The organism is Paenibacillus xinjiangensis (genome assembly GCF_059686975.1).
Map to the genome: position 1 here is coordinate 14,457 of NZ_JCAALS010000044.1, position 17,600 is coordinate 32,056.

Consider the following 17,600-nt stretch of genomic DNA (forward strand, 5'->3'; position numbering starts at 1 on the left):
AGAATACGCTTACATATAAATGACGAACATTGCAGGCAAACAAGCCGCATTCATTAGGCGAATCCGATGGCTGCTCAAACCGCCACACCAATTATAGCATAAGCCCTTTCTATTCGACTATGCTTTTCATTTGCTCCAATGTCTGCTATAACCATTACTATACGCATGTAAAACGGTTATTGCCACGTAGAGAGGGGAGTACGCTGTGGATCACCGAAAACGGTTTCAAAAACAACAGCTCGTTATGGAAGACAACCGAGAGTTGATCATTGAAGGCCCCGTTTCCCAGAGTGAACTGCTAAAGCTAACGATGCACGCTGACTTAGATGCCTTTCGAAGGCCGAAGGATCAGCATGAGGCGCTTGTCGAAATTGCAGGTCTAGACGAAGGCCGAATAATTGTTACTCGTGAGAACGATTTAATTGTGGGCTATGTTACATTCCATTACCCAGATGAGCTTGAACGATGGTCAGAGGCTGGCATGCTCGATCTCATCGAGCTAGGTGCGATTGAGGTTGCTAATTCATACCGTTCATATGGCCTTGGCAAAAGAATGGTACAGCTGTCTTTTGCAGAGGAGCAGCTTGAGAATAGAATTGTGTATACGACAGAGTACTACTGGCATTGGGATCTAGAGGGAACGAAGCTGAATGTGTGGGATTACCGAAGAATGATGGAGAAGCTGATGAAGTCTGTCGGCATGGTATGGTTCGCTACGGATGACCCCGAAATTTGCTCTCATCCTGCCAATTGTCTAATGGTTAAAATAGGAAAAGAAGTGCCGCTGCAATCGGTCGAGCAATTCGACCGTGTTCGATTCCGCCAGCGGTTTATGTACTAAGTGAAACCAGTGGCGCATTCGCCGAAGGAGGACATGGAATCTGATGTCGTCAAATGCTGTATTCATTCACCATCAGGATTCGAACCGTTACAAATTCGGAGAGGAGCACCCCTTCAACCCGATTCGCTTAACCTTAACAACTGAGCTGTTGAAGGCAGCAGGAGCACTCGAACCCGGACATATCATTACGCCTGCTGCAGCTGCCAGCCCCGCTCTTCTATCGCTTGTGCATCGCCTCGATTACTTGAAGGCAGTCCAGAGCTTAAGCAAGGACAAGCCCGCTACTGCAGATATAGATGAGGCTGGCCGTTACGGCTTGCATACAGAAGACACTCCCTTCTTCCCGGGTATGCATGAAGCGGCTTCCGCTATTGTAGCAGGATCAGTCGAAGCTGCGAATCTCGTAATGACTGGACAGACGCTTCATGCCTATCATATGGCCGGCGGGCTGCACCATGCTTTCCCTGATCGAGGCTCTGGCTTCTGTGTCTATAATGACGCTGCTGTCGCTATCAAGCATATCCAACAGACGTATGGAGCACGAGTCTTATATATCGATACCGACGTACATCACGGAGATGGCGTACAATGGATATTTTATAATGATCCGGATATCTGCACTTACTCTATTCACGAGACAGGGAAATTCCTATTCCCAGGGACGGGCTATGTACATGAAAAGGGCAATGATGCCGGATTCGGCTCATGCTTCAACGTCCCACTGGAGCCTTACACTGAGGATGATTCGTGGCTCGAGTGCTTCCGACTATCCATTACTCGGATAGCGGTAGCCTTCAAGCCGGACGTTATTATAAGCCAGCATGGCTGTGACGCTCATGCCTATGATCCACTGTCACATATTCATTGCAGTATGCGAATCTATCAAGAAATGCCCGCTATCATTCATGAATTGGCCCATACACACACCAATGGACGCTGGGTTGCACTTGGAGGCGGCGGTTATGATCTCTGGCGCGTTGTACCGCGTGCCTGGTCGCTTGTATGGTTAACAATGACAGACAACCCTATCGCGAGCTCTCTGCGCTTAGAAGGTCATAATGAGCGTCTGCCGCAGAGTTGGATCAAGCAGTGGTCATCCGTCAGTCCTGTAGAGCTGCCTGAATGGTGGCTTGATGATCTAACCGGCATCCCTCCTATTCCCAGAAGGGCTGAGATTACGAGCAAGAACCTGGCTACTCAGCAAATCTGCATTCAAGATTTGTGCTGAATCGAGTGTTGAATTGACCACCGTGAAGCAGCAATCTGCTCTCAGCATCACTTGCACCACCTGGCAAGCAAAAACTAAAAAAAAGCTGTCCCGTTATCATGTCTAGCATGGGACAGCTTTCTATAATTAGATGTTCTTAAGCATATCATCAATAATCATATAGGAGTTTTTCGCTGCTTGTACGGTAAACTCTGCAAAGTTCACATGTGCTGAGCCGTCAGCCTTATCCGACATCGAGCGAATGATCACGAATGGCGTTCCATTCATATCACATACGTGTGCGACTGAAGCCCCTTCCATCTCGGCACATGCCCCTTGCATGGTTTCGTACAAGTATTGAACGGTATCCCTGCTAGCGATGAATTGATCTCCTGACAATACTTTTCCAATTAGGCTGCGGCCTTGGAAGAGCCGCTCGCTTGCTGATGAAGCCAATGCGACTAGCTTCTCATCGGCAAAAAATTCAGAACGCTCGTTGTAAGGAATTACACCTCTTGCAAAACCAAGCGGAGAACAATCCATATCATGCTCTACACAGCTGCTAGATACGACAATGTCACCAATATTGAGCTGCGGATCAACTGCTCCGGCTACACCAGTGAACAAGACGCAATCTGCCCCCAAATCAATCATGATCTGAGTGCATACGGCTGCATTAACTTTGCCGACACCAGATTTGCAATAAATGATCGACTTGCCGTTAAGTATTCCTTCATGGTACGTAATGCCTGCCTTCGTAACGGTACCAGTAACCTCCGTATGCTTATGCAGGTATTCTATTTCCTCAACCATTGCACCAATAATACCAATCTTGCTGAAACCCATTATCCTTGCAAACCTCCAACCGATTGACGCACAACGATCTCATGCGGCAGTACCACTTTAGAATGATCTACATTTTCTTTCTTCATCAGCTTAGTCAGCAAACGCATCGATACCGCTCCGATATCGTACATTGGCTGAGCTACCGCTGTAAGCTGCGGACGTACCATTGAAGCCATACGGCTATTGTCTACGCTGATTACGCTAATATCATTGGGTACCTTCAGTCCCGAATCTTGAATGCTATGAATAGCACCAATCGCCATCTCATCTGTAGCAGCAAAGACAGCTGTTGGACGCTCGTCCAATGCGATGAAATATTTCATAGCGTCTGCTCCCGACTCATAACGGTAATTGCCGGTGCGCACTAATCCCTCATCATAAGTAATGCCTGATTCCTCCAGTGCACGCTTATACCCTTGGAAACGGGCAAAGCCATTAGCTGGATCCTGTAGAGTACCGCTAATCATTGCAATTCGGCGATGTCCCTGCTCCACTAGATTACGAACAGCATCAAAGGCTGCTTCTTCATGGTTGATGTCAACCGATGGAATTTGACCATTCTCATCCGTTGTCGCACATAATACGATAGGCACGTTAGCTGTCTTAAAAGCTTGCATATGCTCGTCCGTTACTGCGCCGCCCATGAATAGAAGACCGTCCACTTGCTTCTCGAGCAACGTGTTTATTACGCGGATTTCTTTATCCTTCTTCTTATCAGCGTTACATAGAATGATATTATAATGATACATATTAGCGATATCCTCTATGCCGCGTGCAACCTCAGCAAAAATCGCATTCGAAATATCGGGGATAACGACCCCAACTGTCGTTGTTTTTTTACTTGCCAAGCCTCTTGCTACCGCATTCGGACGATATCCGAGACGTTCAATAGCCTCGTATACTTTCTTGCGAGTTGCCGGTTTCACATTCGGATTGTTGTTGACAACCCTTGAAACCGTAGCCATTGATACTCCTGCTTCTCTTGCTACATCATAAATGGTTACCGTCACGGTGCTTCTCTCCATTAACTCAAATTTTTTAATCAAAAGACTAAGCGGTATACAGAAATATAGGTACACTGCTTTATCTTTCAATACAAAACTGATTGCCCTATGCTTAGGATGACGAATCATTCCCAACCGAAATTCATAGACAACTATAAGGTATTTCCTTATACTCAGCCTGTCTTCCATCGCGAAACGTGAACTAACGACATTCCAGCCTGTGTTAGCTATTACGTTTGTCGTTCGCCGTATATTAACGTAATCATACGACAATATATTACTTTTCGCAATGTTCGCACCTGTTCTGCTGAATCAGTTCGTTAAGAAACGAAGCAATGGGGAGGGTTGACTCTCATACAATTATGTAAGCAATCCTCGTCGGCTAATCTGCGAGAGCCTCTTATTAAGATCGGCTATCCATTCAGAATCATTCAACGTCTGAGCGAGCAGCAGCAGGTCAAGCAAGGCATTTATTCGTTCCTCAACTAAGCGATTCAAATGTGAGGAGTCAGATTGTTTCTTATCTGATTTAGCTTCTACTAGCAAATTTGCCCATTCATTGCACTCGTTAAACAGAAACGTCTGTTTAGATGGCTCTGCTCCAAGCTGTGCAATCAATCCTGTCAAATCTGGTTTCACTTCTGGGAAAACTTCGCTGCGGTTGCATACCGAACATGAATAAATCGGGACATTGTCTATTTCTACTTTTCCCGAATATATGACTGTACGCAGTTTCATCTTCATGATGTCACCGCAATGACACCGCTTTTGCAATTTGGCCCACTCCTTTACGAGGACGGCGGGTTGCCGCCAACATCCCAGTTTACTCACATTTTGAGATGCGTAAATTATTCGACCTTTTTTGCATAAATTCCTGCTTACAGTCCCATGTAATTTTTACTATTCCGCAATTTTGCGCCATATCCGGCGGATAGGAGCAATCGATATGATAATGACCCAGATAAGTGCTCCAATCATATCATTGCGAATATCCATAGCATCGGGCATTCTGCCCCCAACGAACGATTGATGATATTCATCCGTAACACCATATAAACCACACAATAACACGATCACAATCTTATAAATTAGCTTATCAGCCCTCGCACCTATCCCATAATCAATCGTGACTGCAAGGATGAAATAGGATACATAATGTCCCCAATCAAAGCTGGTCATATAAGGAAACCATTGTTGAAAAAAGGGCAGCAGTGTATTCATATCATCGCCTGTCTGGGATGAAAAATGGAATATGACTGCCATCCATACTATAGCTGGGATAAACCGCAGCAATCTGCGGTAATTCACTCGGTTTGTTTGCTTCATTAGTTCTCCTTCGTTACAATGTAAGGGAATATAATATGATATCGGAGGGGAATACATGTCATTACATAATAAGACGGTTATTTGTCTACTTGATGATGAATTCGAAGATCTGGAGCTATGGTATCCGGTATACCGTGTACGGGAAGCAGGAGCCACCGTCTTATATGCAGGCCCTGAGAAAGGCAAGCAGCATATTGGCAAATATGGTGTACCGGCAATAGCCGATCTGGCTTTCGATGAGGTAAACAGCAGTGATATTGCCGGTATTCTCGTGCCTGGTGGCTGGGCTCCGGACAAGCTTCGCCGCTACCCGAAGGTGCTTGAGCTCATTCAAGAGCTGGACGCGGCAGGCAAGCCTATCGGACAGATCTGTCATGCAGGCTGGGTCCTGATCTCCGCCAAAATATTGCAAGGACGCAAAGTCACTTCAACGCCTGGAATTCGTGATGATATGGAGAATGCCGGTGCGCAGTGGTTTGATGAACCAGTCGTTGTCGACGGAAATATCATCTCCGCAAGGCGCCCGCCGGATTTGCCGCCTTACGCCAAAGCTTTCGTCGACGCCTTAGAGCAGCAAAACCAGTAGTCATCGCACCATTATCCGCCGTTAAGACACGTTACTCGAGCTTAACGCATCAATCGAATCTTTGAATTGCTTGAGCTTCTCGTGAATGTCAGCGCTAGTCCGGCATTCCAGCAGCTCTGGCAATAGAGAGCGGCTGTCATCCTGCCTTGTGCAGAGCAGCCGCTTTTTTACGTGAAGAATCGCATGTGCCGACATGCTTAGCTCATCTACATCAAGCGCTAGCCAGATCGGAAGCGCACGCAAGTCACCCGCCAGCTCTCCGCAAACGCCGACTGTAATGCCATTTCGTTTGGCTGCTTCTACCGTTGCTTTGAGCATTCTCAGCACAGCTGGATGAAATGGTTCATACAGATGTGATATTTCATCGTTCATGCGGTCTACCGCCAAGGTGAATTGAACGAGGTCATTCGTACCGATACTGAAGAAATCAACCTCCTGCGCCAATAAATCCGCAATCATAACCGCTGCTGGAACCTCAACCATAATGCCGACCTTCATCGCACGATCGAAGCTAAGCCCCTCATGCTCCAGCTCACTCTTCGCTTCCAGCAGAATCTGATTGGCTGCCCGGACTTCCTCCACTGAGGAAATAAGAGGATACATGAGCTTGATCTGACCATAGCTGCTAGCTCGTAATATAGCTCTTAGCTGCGTTTTGAATAGATCCTTACGATCAAGTGAAATACGAATCGCGCGGTATCCGAGGAATGGATTATCTTCCTCTGCAATATTGAAGTAGTCAAGCTGTTTGTCACCGCCGATATCCAGCGTGCGAATAATCAAGGGTTCTCCCTCCAGCTTCTCTGCTACGCTGCGGTATACCTCGAACTGCTCTTCTTCTCTGGGAAACCGATTGCGATCCATGTACAGAAACTCAGTACGGAACAGACCAACACCGTGTGCACCAGTTGATAGTGCAACCTCCAGCTCCTTGAAGGAGCTTATGTTCGCGGCCAGATCCAGTATTTTTCCATCAGGCGTTTCTGATCGATGTCCAGCAATGCTGTTCAGCCGTTGTCTCGCCTCTGTCTGGTGGGCTTGCAGCTCCGAATAATGATCGATCAGATGCTGCTCTGGCTCAATATAGAGCGCACCATTGCCACCATCAATAATAATGGTTTGCCCTGTCTGGATTGGCTCCTGGATCTTGGTCTCAACACCAACTACGAGCGGTACGCCAAGTGCCCTTGCCATGATTGCTGAATGAGAGGTCGCACTTCCCCCAAGCGTGACGATACCGAGAACGTTCTGAGGATTAATATGAGCAAGCTGTGAAGGTGAAAGCTCCTTAGCAATAAGTATGAATGGCAAAGTATCGACAGGAAGCGTAATTTCGGGAACGCCCAGCAGATGCTTCAGCAATCGATTGCCAACATCCTTAATATCAAGAGCGCGCTCCTTCATATACTCGTCATCGAGCAGATCGAACATGGTAACAAAATGATCAATCGCCTCTTTGACAGCTACCTCCGCGGCTTTGTATTGCCGTTGAATAATGCCTTGAATTTCACTCATGAATACAGGATCGTCCAGAATCGCAAGATGCGCATCGAATATATGGGTTTCCTCAGATCCGACAACCTCTCGCAGCTCATCCTTGATCTGTTCTATCTCATTCTTGGAAGTCCGAATCCCTTCATAGACGCGTTCGAATTCACGGGCAAAATCGGCTACATCTACACGCTGCTCAGGAAACTCCCACTCCCAGCTTGGCAGAACAAAAGATTTACCAATCGCGATTCCGTTTGACGCTCCAATACCTTGTATCATGGTCTTTCCCCTCCACCATTTCTCTCTTTAAGCACTACCGACATAACCGAGGACTGTCCTTTCTTAACCGCCTTGAACGGTGCATAGCGCCAAGAATGAACGAGATCCGAATTCGTAATAATCATAGGTGTAGCAAGGGACTTGCTTTCCTTGCGAATGCGCTGAATATCGAACCGGACAAGCAATGCGCCTGGCTCTACTTCATCGCCCTCTTTGACAACAGCCTTGAAATAACCTTTTCCTGCTAATTGCGATGTATCGATACCGATATGGAGCAGCACTTCCAGCCCCTCTGGCGTCTTGATGCCCAGCGCATGCATGGTCGGATAAATATGAACGATCTTACCTTGTACAGGCGATACAAGCTCGCCTTTCTCAGGAATGAATGCAACGCCCTCTCCAACGAGCTTTCCGGCGAATATCGGATCAGGCACTTCCTCCAGAGGAATCATTTTCCCTTGAACTGGAGAGCTGAAGAGCACCTGTGCTTGATCGCGCTCCATCGTCTTGATCATCTCGCCGCGGATAAGCTCGGAATAGGTGCCGAACACCACCTGTACGTTGCCTCCTCCAAGATGCAGCACACCTGCCGCTCCTAAATTCCGCAGCGCATTCGTATCCAGCAGCTTCTCATTGGACACCTTCAGCCTTAGCCGGGTAATACAAGATTCCATCTGAATAATATTGTCCTTGCCGCCGATCGCCTGCAGAATAAGTGGTGCCTTGTAAGGAATATCCCCAGCCCAGTCATCCAGCTGCGAGCCTTCTTCACGTCCTGGTGTAGGAATCCGGAATCGATTGATCGCCCAGCGGAACAGAAAGTAATAAATAAAGCCTACAACAAGACCAATCGGGATAAGGAGCCAGCCTCTAGTAGCCAAATGCTCATTAATGATGAAGTCTAATGCGCCCCCTGAGAACGAGAAGCCATGTCGGATTCCTAGCTCGTACGTTACCCACATAATTACGCCAGATAAGAAGGCATGTACAACATAGAGGTAAGGTGCTACGAACAGGAAAGCGAATTCAACAGGCTCCGTTACGCCAGTTAGAAAGGAAGCCAACGCCGCGTACAGAAACGTTTTGCGAATCTTCGGCTTCAGGTCCTCCCTTGCCTCATGGATAATAGCAAGGGCTATAGCCGGGAGAGCGAACATCATCGTTGGATACATGCCTGCCATAAATACGCCTGCACTTGGATCACCTGCGAAGAAACGTGGCAAGTCTCCATATACCATTGTCCCATCTGCTGTCTCAAAGCCGCCAATCTGGAACCAGAACACATGGCTGACCAAGTGATGAAGCCCGAACACGACTAAAATCCGGTGGACGAATCCGTATAGAAAGACGCCAAAGCCTCCACCAGATGCGACAACTTCACCCAGCTGAGCGAGCATTGCCTGGATAAACGGAGCAATCCCAATCATGATCATCGAGAAGAGAACAGATACAACACTTACGAAGAGCGGTACGAACCTTGGCCCGCCGAAAAACTGGATGTACTCAGGCAGCCGCAAATTTTTGAATCGTTCATAGCTGAAGCCAGCAATTATCCCAATGACCGATCCAATAAACACCGTTGGCACGATATCGGGGTTAGCCGAGCTTGTAATGCCAACGTAAATAACCATTCCAGCCATTGCTGCCATCCCTGCTGCCATGGCATTGCTAGTGAGCCCGAGTGAAATACCGAGGGCAAATATGTAAGGCAAATAAGTAAAAATCGCTTCCCCTGCTGCCTGCAAGTAACCTGATACAGCTGGTAGTCCTATATAGTCCCACGGCAGCTGGCTCAGAAATAAAAAGATAGCCGCTCCCGGAAGTACAATCATCGGCAGCATAAAAGCTCTTCCGAGCTGCTGCAAACTTCCCATGAAATTCAACTCCGCACCCCCTGACGCTGCAAATCTCTATTCTCGATGGTAAGCGTTCGCAACTGTTTTGTCAAAGCAAAAAGACGGGCCTCTCGGCCCGCCTCATCGTTATGCTATCCTGTGGTTAGGACTGACCATTCTTTGCATCGTAGCCTGTCTGCCATCCGAGCTGAGAAATGACTGGCCCTGACTGCACATATGCGTTCGTAGCTGCATAGACAGGATGCTGCGAGGTTGAGGAATGCGTCTGAGCCCCGTATTGTCCTTGTGATTGTGAATTCGCTATACTTCCATAGCCTGAGCCTGTGTAAGACTGTCCATAGGACGTGTAGCCTTGCTGCGGCTGAGGTGGAATGTGGCCCATACCCGAGGACTGATAGCCCAAATGCGAAATGACCGGTCCAACATTGCCATAATTCGATGCGATATGCTGTGATGCGTGGCTTTGGACAGGCTGATGCTGACCGCTACCATAATTCTGTGAATGCTGAGCATACTGCTGAGTTCCAATAGGGTGATAGCTGTGCTGTCCAGCTCCATATTGCGAGCTATACTGATGGTTACTCATTCCTGAGTAGGAATTCGGCGTGGTTCCATAGCTATTGTTATTCATAGCTTGATATCCGCCAGCATGGGAAATGACAGGCTGATTCTGACCAAAGCTCGGCTGGCTCAATTGCCCTTGATAATGAGATTGAACATAGCCATGCGGTTCGTACTTCGCATTCTGATTCGATTGACCGCTTTGGTAGCCTTGCCCTTGATAAAATCCCTGCTGCTGCGAGTATTGGTTCACGTTGTATCCTCCTAGGCATGTCAATAAAGTCTTCCCGTAAGCGAACGTATTTGCGTATCGCTCAAAGAAGCCTTACTTATTGTGCTAGAAGCGCCCGTTTTTTATAACAGTCAGGTTTTGGATTTGCCCTGCGGGAGCAGAATCGAATCCTCAACCTTAATACAACGGTCCATAATGACTTGCAATCCGCCACCCTCAGCGATTATTGCTGCATCTTCATTCAGAATACCCAACTGCAGCCACAGCGTCTTGGCACCGATAGCAACCGCCTCTTCAGCAACTGAAGGTGTATGCTCGCTGCGGCGAAATACATTCACAATATCTACTTTTTCAGGGATATCGGCAAGGGAAGCATAGCAATTCTCACCCAGTATCGTCTCTGCATTCGGGTTGACCGGAATAATTCGATAGCCTTTGGCCTGCAACGCTTGGGATACCATATAGGAAGTACGATCCGGCTTATCAGACAGACCTACAACTGCAATGATGTCGCTGTTCTCTAGAATCTGCTTAATTTCATCACGAGATGGATGTACATAGGCCATTTGGATACCCTCTTTGCTGCTTATTTGGTTACAGTTTCTATTCTACCCACTCTACGTTGGCACCAAGCGCCTTCAGATGATCGAAATAAATGGGATAGGATTTCGCCACATGATGGGCATCACGAATGCGAAGCGGCTTCACTGAGCGCAAGCCAACAATCGTGAGCGCCATAATAACACGGTGATCATAATGCGCATTAATCTCCACTCCGCCCTCTACACCTTCAGGACGGCCGTGAACAATAATTTCACTCTGTTTCTCTTCTACATTAGCGCCTGCTTTGCGCAGCTCGTTCAAATAATCTGTAATCCGATCACATTCCTTGTAGCGCAAATTCTCTACATTATAGAAACGGGAGGTTCCTTCTGCGAATACAGCTGCTGCAACCATAGCTAGTACGGCATCCGTAGCGAAATCACCGTCGAACTCAACGGCCTTCAGCTTCCCGTTCCCTTGGACGTGAACAATTCCATTCTCATGTGTAAGTGGAGCTTCCATCATTCGAAGAACGTCAACAATAGCGCGCTCCCCCTGCTTGCTCTTCTCTTCCAGACGATGCACGATGACGTCAGACTTCGTAACAGCAGCAGCGGCAAGAATAGCGGCCGAACCCGGATAATCGCCTTGTACGATATACGTCTTCGCATCATAGCTTTGGCCGCCTGGCACACGATAATGCATCAGATCCTCGCTTGTATGAATGACGATACCTGCCTGCTCAAGCACTTCAAGCGTTTGACCGACCACGACCTTCGACTTCAGATCATGCAGAACCTCAATCTCGCTATCCTCCTCAAGAAGCGGAGTTAGGAACAGCAGTGCGCTAAGGAACTGGGAGCTTACATTGCCCGACACTTGAATCTTGCCGCCTTTTGGCTTGCCGCCTTGAATGCGAATCGGCAGCTTGCCTTCATTATGCTCTATCTTCACACCCATTTGCTCAAGAGAGTCAATTAGGTCGTTATGCGGACGTTTCCCTAGAGAATCCGGATAACGGTTAATGAAGGTCACATCCGGGCATAGTGAAGCAATCGCCATTAGAAACCGCAGCACTGCGCCTGCATTGCCAACATCAAGCTGGTCAACTGCTTTCGGATGACGCCCGAAGCCAGTAATGACGATTTTCTCGTCGTCTTCTTCTACTGTCGCGCCTAAGTCACGGATACAACGACGCATCGCATCGCTGTCCTCGCTGTGTGCAGGATAATAGATCGTGCTTGTTCCTTCCGCCAGAGCAGCTACGAGCAGGTAACGAGTCGTATAGTTTTTGGAAGAAAGAGCCTGAATTTCGCCTTTGAGCGTGGGTGTTGGTGTTACGATAACATCCATAATGCAGCAAGTCCCCTTTATCTGTCTTGTATTGGATTGGATTAATAGCTTGGCATTCGTCATACCATGCCTTAGCGCTATATGCTAATGGTTATATAGTCGCTCAATAATAATGTCTGCTACTTGAGAAGGAGTAAGCGTCGTCGTGTCTAGTGCGAGATGCGCGAAATCATAGGCATGCTTGCGCTGCTCCATTATTCTAAGCACGTTGGCAGCAACATCGCCTTGCAGCAATGGCCTAGAACTATCCGACTTCACCCGTTCAATAATTTGATTAGCATCTGCGGTAAGAGATACGACTAAGCTATGGTCCAGCATCGCCTTGCGATTGCAATCAAGCAGGACAGCCCCGCCTCCTGTTGCAATGACGGCTTGCTCCTCAAGCTCGAGCAGAGAACAAATCACTCGGCTCTCAACCTCACGAAAGCCTGCTTCTCCGCCTGCTTCGAACAGGTCAGCAATTCGTTTCTGCTGACTTCGTTCAATTTCTTCATCGGAGTCGAATCGGGTCCAGCCCAGCTTATTCGCCAGAAGCTGACTAACGGTTGATTTGCCGGTTCCCATAAATCCTACTAATACGATCTTGGTGCTCGCTTGTTGTTCCAATGCACAGCGCCCCTACTATCATGATGTTTCAGTCCTGATTTTACACTTTTCCACAACATCATATCATTTTTTATTAGGAATGGGGTATAAAAAAGTTGCATATGCCGTATGGATGATAATGATGCTTTCATGTTGAAAAGGAGTGACTGAGAAATGAATGGTGAACATCATTCGCATGCTTCGAGCCCTACACATTCGCGGATAAGTCAGATTCTCAATCCTGACCACCCGTTATGCAGAGAAGATGTCGTATGGATGCTCGAATATATTAAAAAAAAGGTGGCTGACGAAGATCCAGCTTTACTGGACCTGTCGCAGCCACGCTTATTAAGAAACTTTCATTACTTCGCCGAAGCAGCTATGAGTCTAATCCATCGAAGACATTGCTCGGATCAGGAAGCAAGCCGTCTGCGCAGCTGGCTTATCGAAGCTGCATATGGCCTGTCTGAGTCGGAGATCGGCCCTCGAGGAAGAGACTAGCTCTTGTGGTACAGGTTCCCTTCTGGATTAAGATTGCATCCAGTTGAAGTGGAACGAACCTTCCTTGTCCACACGTTTGAACGTGTGTGCACCGAAGTAATCGCGCTGTGCTTGCAGCAGGTTAGCTGGCAGGCGCTCTGTACGGTAACTGTCGAAATAAGCAATTGCACTTGCGAATGCAGGAACCGGAACGCCGTTCGTTACAGCTGTTCCAATTACTTCACGCCATGCGCCTTGGTAAGATTCCACGATGTCCTTGAAGTAAGGATCAAGCAGAAGGTTGCGCAGGTTAGGATCGCGATCATAAGCGTCTTTGATGTTCTGCAGGAAGCGCGCACGGATAATGCAGCCGCCGCGGAAGATCATCGCGATATCGCCGTATTTCAGATCCCAGTTATATTCTTCGGAAGCTGCACGCATTTGAGCAAAGCCTTGTGCGTACGAGCAAATTTTACTTGCGAACAACGCTTTGCGTACGGATTCGATGAATGCCGCTCTGTCGCCTTGGAAAGGCGCTTTTGCAGGCCCGCTCAGCACTTTGCTTGCTGCGACGCGCTCTTCCTTCATTGCGGACAGGAAGCGTGTGAATACGGATTCTGTAATGATGGACAAAGGTACACCCAGATCAAGGGAGCTTTGGCTCGTCCATTTACCAGTACCTTTTTGGCCAGCGGAGTCAAGAATGACATCAACCATAGGCTTGCCGGTTTCTGGATCATATTTGGAGAAGATATCTGTAGTAATCTCGATCAGGTAGCTGTCAAGCTCGCCTTTGTTCCACTCGGAGAAGATGCTGTGAAGCTCTTCTGTGCTAACATCGAGAACGTTCTTGAGCAGGTCGTATGCTTCGCAAATGAGCTGCATATCGCCATACTCAATGCCGTTATGTACCATTTTCACATAGTGTCCTGCACCGTCTGGTCCGATATAAGTACAGCATGCATCGTCGCCAACTTTGGCAGAGATCGCTGTAAGAATGGGCTCAACCAATTTATAAGCGGATTCTTGGCCGCCTGGCATAATGGAAGGACCTTTCAAAGCGCCTTCTTCACCACCGGAAACGCCTGTCCCAATGAAGCGGATGCCTTGCTCTTCAAGCGCTTTGCTGCGACGCTGTGTGTCAGGGAAATATGCATTACCGCCATCGATAATGATGTCACCTTTATCCAGATGAGGCAAGAGGGAGTCGATAGTTGCATCTGTACCCGCTCCTGCTTGTACCATGATTAGAATTTTACGAGGAGACTCAAGGGATTGCACGAATTCTTCGATTGTATATGCAGGAACGAGATTTTTGCCAGCCGCTTCTTGAATAAGATCGTCTGTTTTCTCACGGGAACGGTTGTATACAGATACCGTAAACCCTCTGCTTTCAATATTAAGAGCCAAATTTTTGCCCATTACTGCTAAGCCGATAACGCCGATTTGCTGTTTTGACATCTGGTTCTTCCATCCTTCATGTTATATTTGGGTCCTCAATAGCTTAATATTACTCTTTTTGCTGTAAGAATAAAACTAGTTGAGAGGATAATGTCGCCATTCATCCATCAGTTTTATTGACCGCTTTAAAAAGTTTACCTTATATTGCATTGAAAAGCTAACCTAAGCGGCATAATTCATACAAATGACACCGGATTATAACAACAGCAAAAAAGCAGGAGTATCGTAAGGACACCCCCGCTCTAATTCGAACTCTCCATATAATAGTGACAAGGCAAGCGCCTACAATTCTAATTGAAGCATCTCTGCACGAAGCACCATCAGTCTTTCCTTCGATTCCGCCACCACTTCCTCGTTCTGCTGCTCTAGAGCCTCGAATAAGACGGATAATTCATAATCCAGCTCGTATCTTAGAACCGCAGCGCGCTCTTCCGCTCTCTTGGACTGAAAGGCTTTGATCATTTCTTCTATTGTTACGAATGGCTTCTTTTGATAAATAATCCGATGTTCCATACCGGACACCTCCACAAGTCGTATAATCTCACCGAACATAATGCTCTCAATGACGATTTGACGATCCTTGATGCGCTTGACCACCGCGTGGCCACGAGAGTCATTGATCAGCTTCTCAAGCAACTCCGACAGTTTTTCGTCCTTAATGATATAATCCCCGACGATTTTGTAGCGGCTTTTGATGCGCTGAAATCTCAGCTTAACGAGCTTGCGACCGGTACGAATAGAAATGAGAAACTGCCCCTCCGTCTCGCTCCAATACAAGGAGTACCCTTCCTGAATGAGATCACGGATGAGGTTTTGGATTTGCCGGCGGTCAAATCGCAGCTCCAAATTGCAGTATTCGACTTCGTAGCTCTTATTCACGGCAATCCCTCCCTTTTAGCCTTTTGACGAAATGTTCTGACAATTTGTTCTTATCCATATCTTATACTCCATCTTATGTTATGGCAACTTGGTTTATTGACTAATTTTCGCTTTACGGTCGTCTTAAACTGAAAAATAGGCCAAGTAACCCGGATAGCAGGGTACATTGACCTACCTTTTTTACTAGTTGAACGCTGGCTTCCTAATGAGCCTCCTATTATTCCTTCATACGCTCTGTTATAAATGACAGTACATCCTCTGCTGCTAAGGACTTCGCCTGATCTTCTGACCTCTCCTTCAGCTCAACAATCCCTTCACCCGCTTGCTTGCCTACAACGATACGCAGTGGAATACCGATCAGATCCGAATCCTTGAACTTGACGCCTGGACGCTCGTCCCTATCATCCAGAAGGACCTCAGTTCCCGCTTCCTGCAAGCTGGCGAGCAATCGTTCAGCCAGCTCCACTTGGGTCTGATCTTTCATAGAAACCGGAACGATGTGCACCTGATAGGGGGCAATGCGCTGTGGCCATACAATGCCATTGCTGTCATTCCGCTGTTCGAGCACGGCCGATAGCAGCCGTGATACGCCGATGCCATAGCAGCCCATTATGAAAGGCTGCTCCTTGCCTTCCGCATCCAAATAACGGGCGTTCATAGCCTCGCTATACTTGGTGCCAAGCTTGAACACATGCCCCACCTCAATGCCCCGGTAGAACTTCAAATGACCTTCCTGGCAGCGCGGACAGCAGTCCCCTTCCACCGCATTGCGTAGATCTGCTGCCTGTGCATGAGTGAAATGCTCGGCTGCGCGGACAGGTCTGACATGATAATCAGCTTCATTCGCGCCAGCAATTCCATCCTCCATTGACAGAACCGCATGATCTGCAACGATTGGTATTGAAAGCCCGATAGGGCCAGCAAATCCAACAACCGAGCCTGTTACCCTCTCAGTGGTCTCCTTATCTGCCAGCTCAACTGTCACTGCGCTTAGCACATGCTTCAGCTTAATTTCATTGACCTCATGATCCCCTCGCACTAATACGGCAACAGGACGGCCATCTGCTATATAAATAAGTGTTTTAATGAAATGGAGAGCCTCTATACCGAGTGCTTGCACCAGCTCGTCGATTTTTTTGAGACCTGGTGTGTGCAGCCTCTCAAGCTCAATATTTACAGCAGCAGTTCCCTGCCCAGCTGCGGCTTCCATACCATATTCTGCTTTCTCGATATTGGCTGCATAGCTGCACTTGTCACAAGCAGCGATCGTATCCTCGCCAATAGCTGCAAGAGCCATGAACTCGTGCGTGCCGCCTTCGCCTCCTATCGTTCCCGCATCAGCCTCTACAGCTCGATAATGCAATCCGATTCTCGTGAAGATTCGCTTATAGGCCTCGTACATTCGGTTATAGCTCTGGTGCAGCCCCTCCCAATCCGTATCGAAGGAATAGGCATCCTTCATTAGAAACTCCCTGCCTCGCAGCAGGCCGTAGCGTGGACGCCTCTCATCACGGAATTTAGTCTGGATCTGATACAGCGTTAGAGGCAGCTGCCGATAGGAACTGACTTCATTCCGAATGAGCCCGGTGATAACCTCCTCATGTGTCGGACCGAGAGCGAATTCACGATCATGCCTATCCCTAAGTCGGATCAGCTCAGGGCCGTACTCGTCATAACGTCCGGATTGCTGCCAGATCTCGGCCGGCTGCATTGCAGGCATGAGCAGCTCCTGCGCACCAGCTCGGTCCATTTCCTCACGCACGATATTTTCCAGCTTTCTTAGTACTCGCTTGCCTAATGGCAAATACGTATATATCCCCGCTGCAAGCTGTCTAATCAATCCCGCACGCAGCATAAGCTGATGGCTGACGGATTCCGCTTCCGATGGAGCTTCACGCATAGTTGGCATTAATAATTGGCTTTGTCGCATTCAGGTCCCCCCGATTATCATTATAAAAAAAATCGAGTAGGAGGGGGCGGTTAGCCCCCGACCTCTCACACCACCGTACGTACCGATCGGTATACGGCGGTTCATGTCATATTCCGCAAAGATTTGTATCTGTCCGTTAA

General features: G+C 47.9%; 17 protein-coding genes. 4 read left to right on the forward strand and 13 right to left on the reverse strand.

Annotated features, from left to right (window positions below):
* The first annotated feature begins 205 nt into the window (after positions 1 to 205).
* The gene (locus tag AC6ESP_RS28345) at positions 206 to 841 is read left to right on the forward strand and encodes a GNAT family N-acetyltransferase (RefSeq protein WP_497100117.1); all 636 of its coding nucleotides are present in this window, start codon (positions 206 to 208) and stop codon (positions 839 to 841) included.
* Between the two features lie 43 nt (positions 842 to 884).
* Positions 885 to 2,069 (forward strand): acetoin utilization protein AcuC, encoded by a 1,185-nt coding sequence (locus AC6ESP_RS28350; protein ID WP_497100118.1) that lies wholly within the window; start codon positions 885 to 887, stop codon positions 2,067 to 2,069.
* 126 nt (positions 2,070 to 2,195) lie between these two features.
* On the opposite strand, the gene AC6ESP_RS28355 is transcribed toward AC6ESP_RS28350, so the two are convergent.
* The 4 genes from AC6ESP_RS28355 to AC6ESP_RS28370 form a co-directional block, all read right to left on the reverse strand.
* On the reverse strand, positions 2,196 to 2,894 hold the full coding sequence (locus AC6ESP_RS28355; RefSeq protein WP_497100119.1) for a 5'-methylthioadenosine/adenosylhomocysteine nucleosidase: 699 nt from the start codon (positions 2,892 to 2,894) through the stop codon (positions 2,196 to 2,198).
* The gene (ccpA, locus tag AC6ESP_RS28360; protein ID WP_497100120.1) at positions 2,894 to 3,904 is read right to left on the reverse strand and encodes a catabolite control protein A; all 1,011 of its coding nucleotides are present in this window, start codon (positions 3,902 to 3,904) and stop codon (positions 2,894 to 2,896) included. The genes AC6ESP_RS28355 and ccpA overlap by 1 nt, the downstream gene beginning before the upstream one ends.
* 354 nt (positions 3,905 to 4,258) lie before the next feature.
* The gene (locus AC6ESP_RS28365) at positions 4,259 to 4,672 is read right to left on the reverse strand and encodes a hypothetical protein (protein ID WP_497100121.1); all 414 of its coding nucleotides are present in this window, start codon (positions 4,670 to 4,672) and stop codon (positions 4,259 to 4,261) included.
* Between the two features lie 126 nt (positions 4,673 to 4,798).
* Entirely contained in the window at positions 4,799 to 5,224 is a 426-nt protein-coding gene (locus AC6ESP_RS28370; protein WP_497100122.1) for a VanZ family protein, read from the reverse strand.
* A gap of 55 nt (positions 5,225 to 5,279) precedes the next feature.
* On the opposite strand from AC6ESP_RS28370, the gene AC6ESP_RS28375 reads away from it, so the two are divergent.
* A complete protein-coding gene (locus AC6ESP_RS28375) occupies positions 5,280 to 5,810 on the forward strand; it encodes a type 1 glutamine amidotransferase domain-containing protein (RefSeq protein ID WP_497100123.1) in 531 nt (176 codons plus the stop codon).
* A gap of 21 nt (positions 5,811 to 5,831) precedes the next feature.
* Here the strand turns inward: AC6ESP_RS28375 and ptsP are convergent, their stop codons facing one another.
* The 6 genes from ptsP to AC6ESP_RS28405 form a co-directional block, all read right to left on the reverse strand.
* Positions 5,832 to 7,580 carry a phosphoenolpyruvate--protein phosphotransferase gene (gene ptsP, locus AC6ESP_RS28380; RefSeq protein WP_497100124.1) on the reverse strand — a complete coding sequence of 583 codons (1,749 nt, stop codon included), beginning with the start codon at positions 7,578 to 7,580 and terminating at the stop codon, positions 5,832 to 5,834.
* The gene (locus AC6ESP_RS28385) at positions 7,577 to 9,463 is read right to left on the reverse strand and encodes a glucose PTS transporter subunit IIA (protein WP_497100125.1); all 1,887 of its coding nucleotides are present in this window, start codon (positions 9,461 to 9,463) and stop codon (positions 7,577 to 7,579) included. Before AC6ESP_RS28385 ends, ptsP begins: the two co-directional genes overlap by 4 nt.
* A 115-nt stretch (positions 9,464 to 9,578) precedes the next feature.
* On the reverse strand, positions 9,579 to 10,250 hold the full coding sequence (locus tag AC6ESP_RS28390) for a hypothetical protein (RefSeq protein WP_497100126.1): 672 nt from the start codon (positions 10,248 to 10,250) through the stop codon (positions 9,579 to 9,581).
* Positions 10,251 to 10,360: 110 nt separating this feature from the next.
* On the reverse strand, positions 10,361 to 10,795 hold the full coding sequence (locus tag AC6ESP_RS28395; protein WP_497100127.1) for a CoA-binding protein: 435 nt from the start codon (positions 10,793 to 10,795) through the stop codon (positions 10,361 to 10,363).
* Positions 10,796 to 10,832: 37 nt separating this feature from the next.
* Complete coding sequence (gene aroA / locus AC6ESP_RS28400; protein ID WP_497100129.1) at positions 10,833 to 12,125, reverse strand: 3-phosphoshikimate 1-carboxyvinyltransferase; 1,293 nt, start codon at positions 12,123 to 12,125, stop codon at positions 10,833 to 10,835.
* An 84-nt stretch (positions 12,126 to 12,209) separates the two neighbouring features.
* Positions 12,210 to 12,731 (reverse strand): shikimate kinase, encoded by a 522-nt coding sequence (locus tag AC6ESP_RS28405; protein WP_497100130.1) that lies wholly within the window; start codon positions 12,729 to 12,731, stop codon positions 12,210 to 12,212.
* 153 nt (positions 12,732 to 12,884) lie between these two features.
* Here AC6ESP_RS28405 and AC6ESP_RS28410 point away from each other — a divergent pair, with 153 nt between their 5' ends.
* Positions 12,885 to 13,211 carry a hypothetical protein gene (locus tag AC6ESP_RS28410; RefSeq protein ID WP_497100131.1) on the forward strand — a complete coding sequence of 109 codons (327 nt, stop codon included), beginning with the start codon at positions 12,885 to 12,887 and terminating at the stop codon, positions 13,209 to 13,211.
* A 27-nt stretch (positions 13,212 to 13,238) separates the two neighbouring features.
* Here AC6ESP_RS28410 and gnd read toward each other — a convergent pair whose 3' ends face one another.
* The 3 genes from gnd to AC6ESP_RS28425 form a co-directional block, all read right to left on the reverse strand.
* Positions 13,239 to 14,651 carry an NADP-dependent phosphogluconate dehydrogenase gene (gene gnd / locus AC6ESP_RS28415; RefSeq protein ID WP_497100132.1) on the reverse strand — a complete coding sequence of 471 codons (1,413 nt, stop codon included), beginning with the start codon at positions 14,649 to 14,651 and terminating at the stop codon, positions 13,239 to 13,241.
* Between the two features lie 282 nt (positions 14,652 to 14,933).
* On the reverse strand, positions 14,934 to 15,530 hold the full coding sequence (locus tag AC6ESP_RS28420; protein WP_497100133.1) for a YkzI domain-containing protein: 597 nt from the start codon (positions 15,528 to 15,530) through the stop codon (positions 14,934 to 14,936).
* 217 nt (positions 15,531 to 15,747) lie between these two features.
* Positions 15,748 to 17,460 (reverse strand): proline--tRNA ligase, encoded by a 1,713-nt coding sequence (locus AC6ESP_RS28425; protein ID WP_497100134.1) that lies wholly within the window; start codon positions 17,458 to 17,460, stop codon positions 15,748 to 15,750.
* Between the last annotated feature and the right edge of the window lie 140 nt (positions 17,461 to 17,600).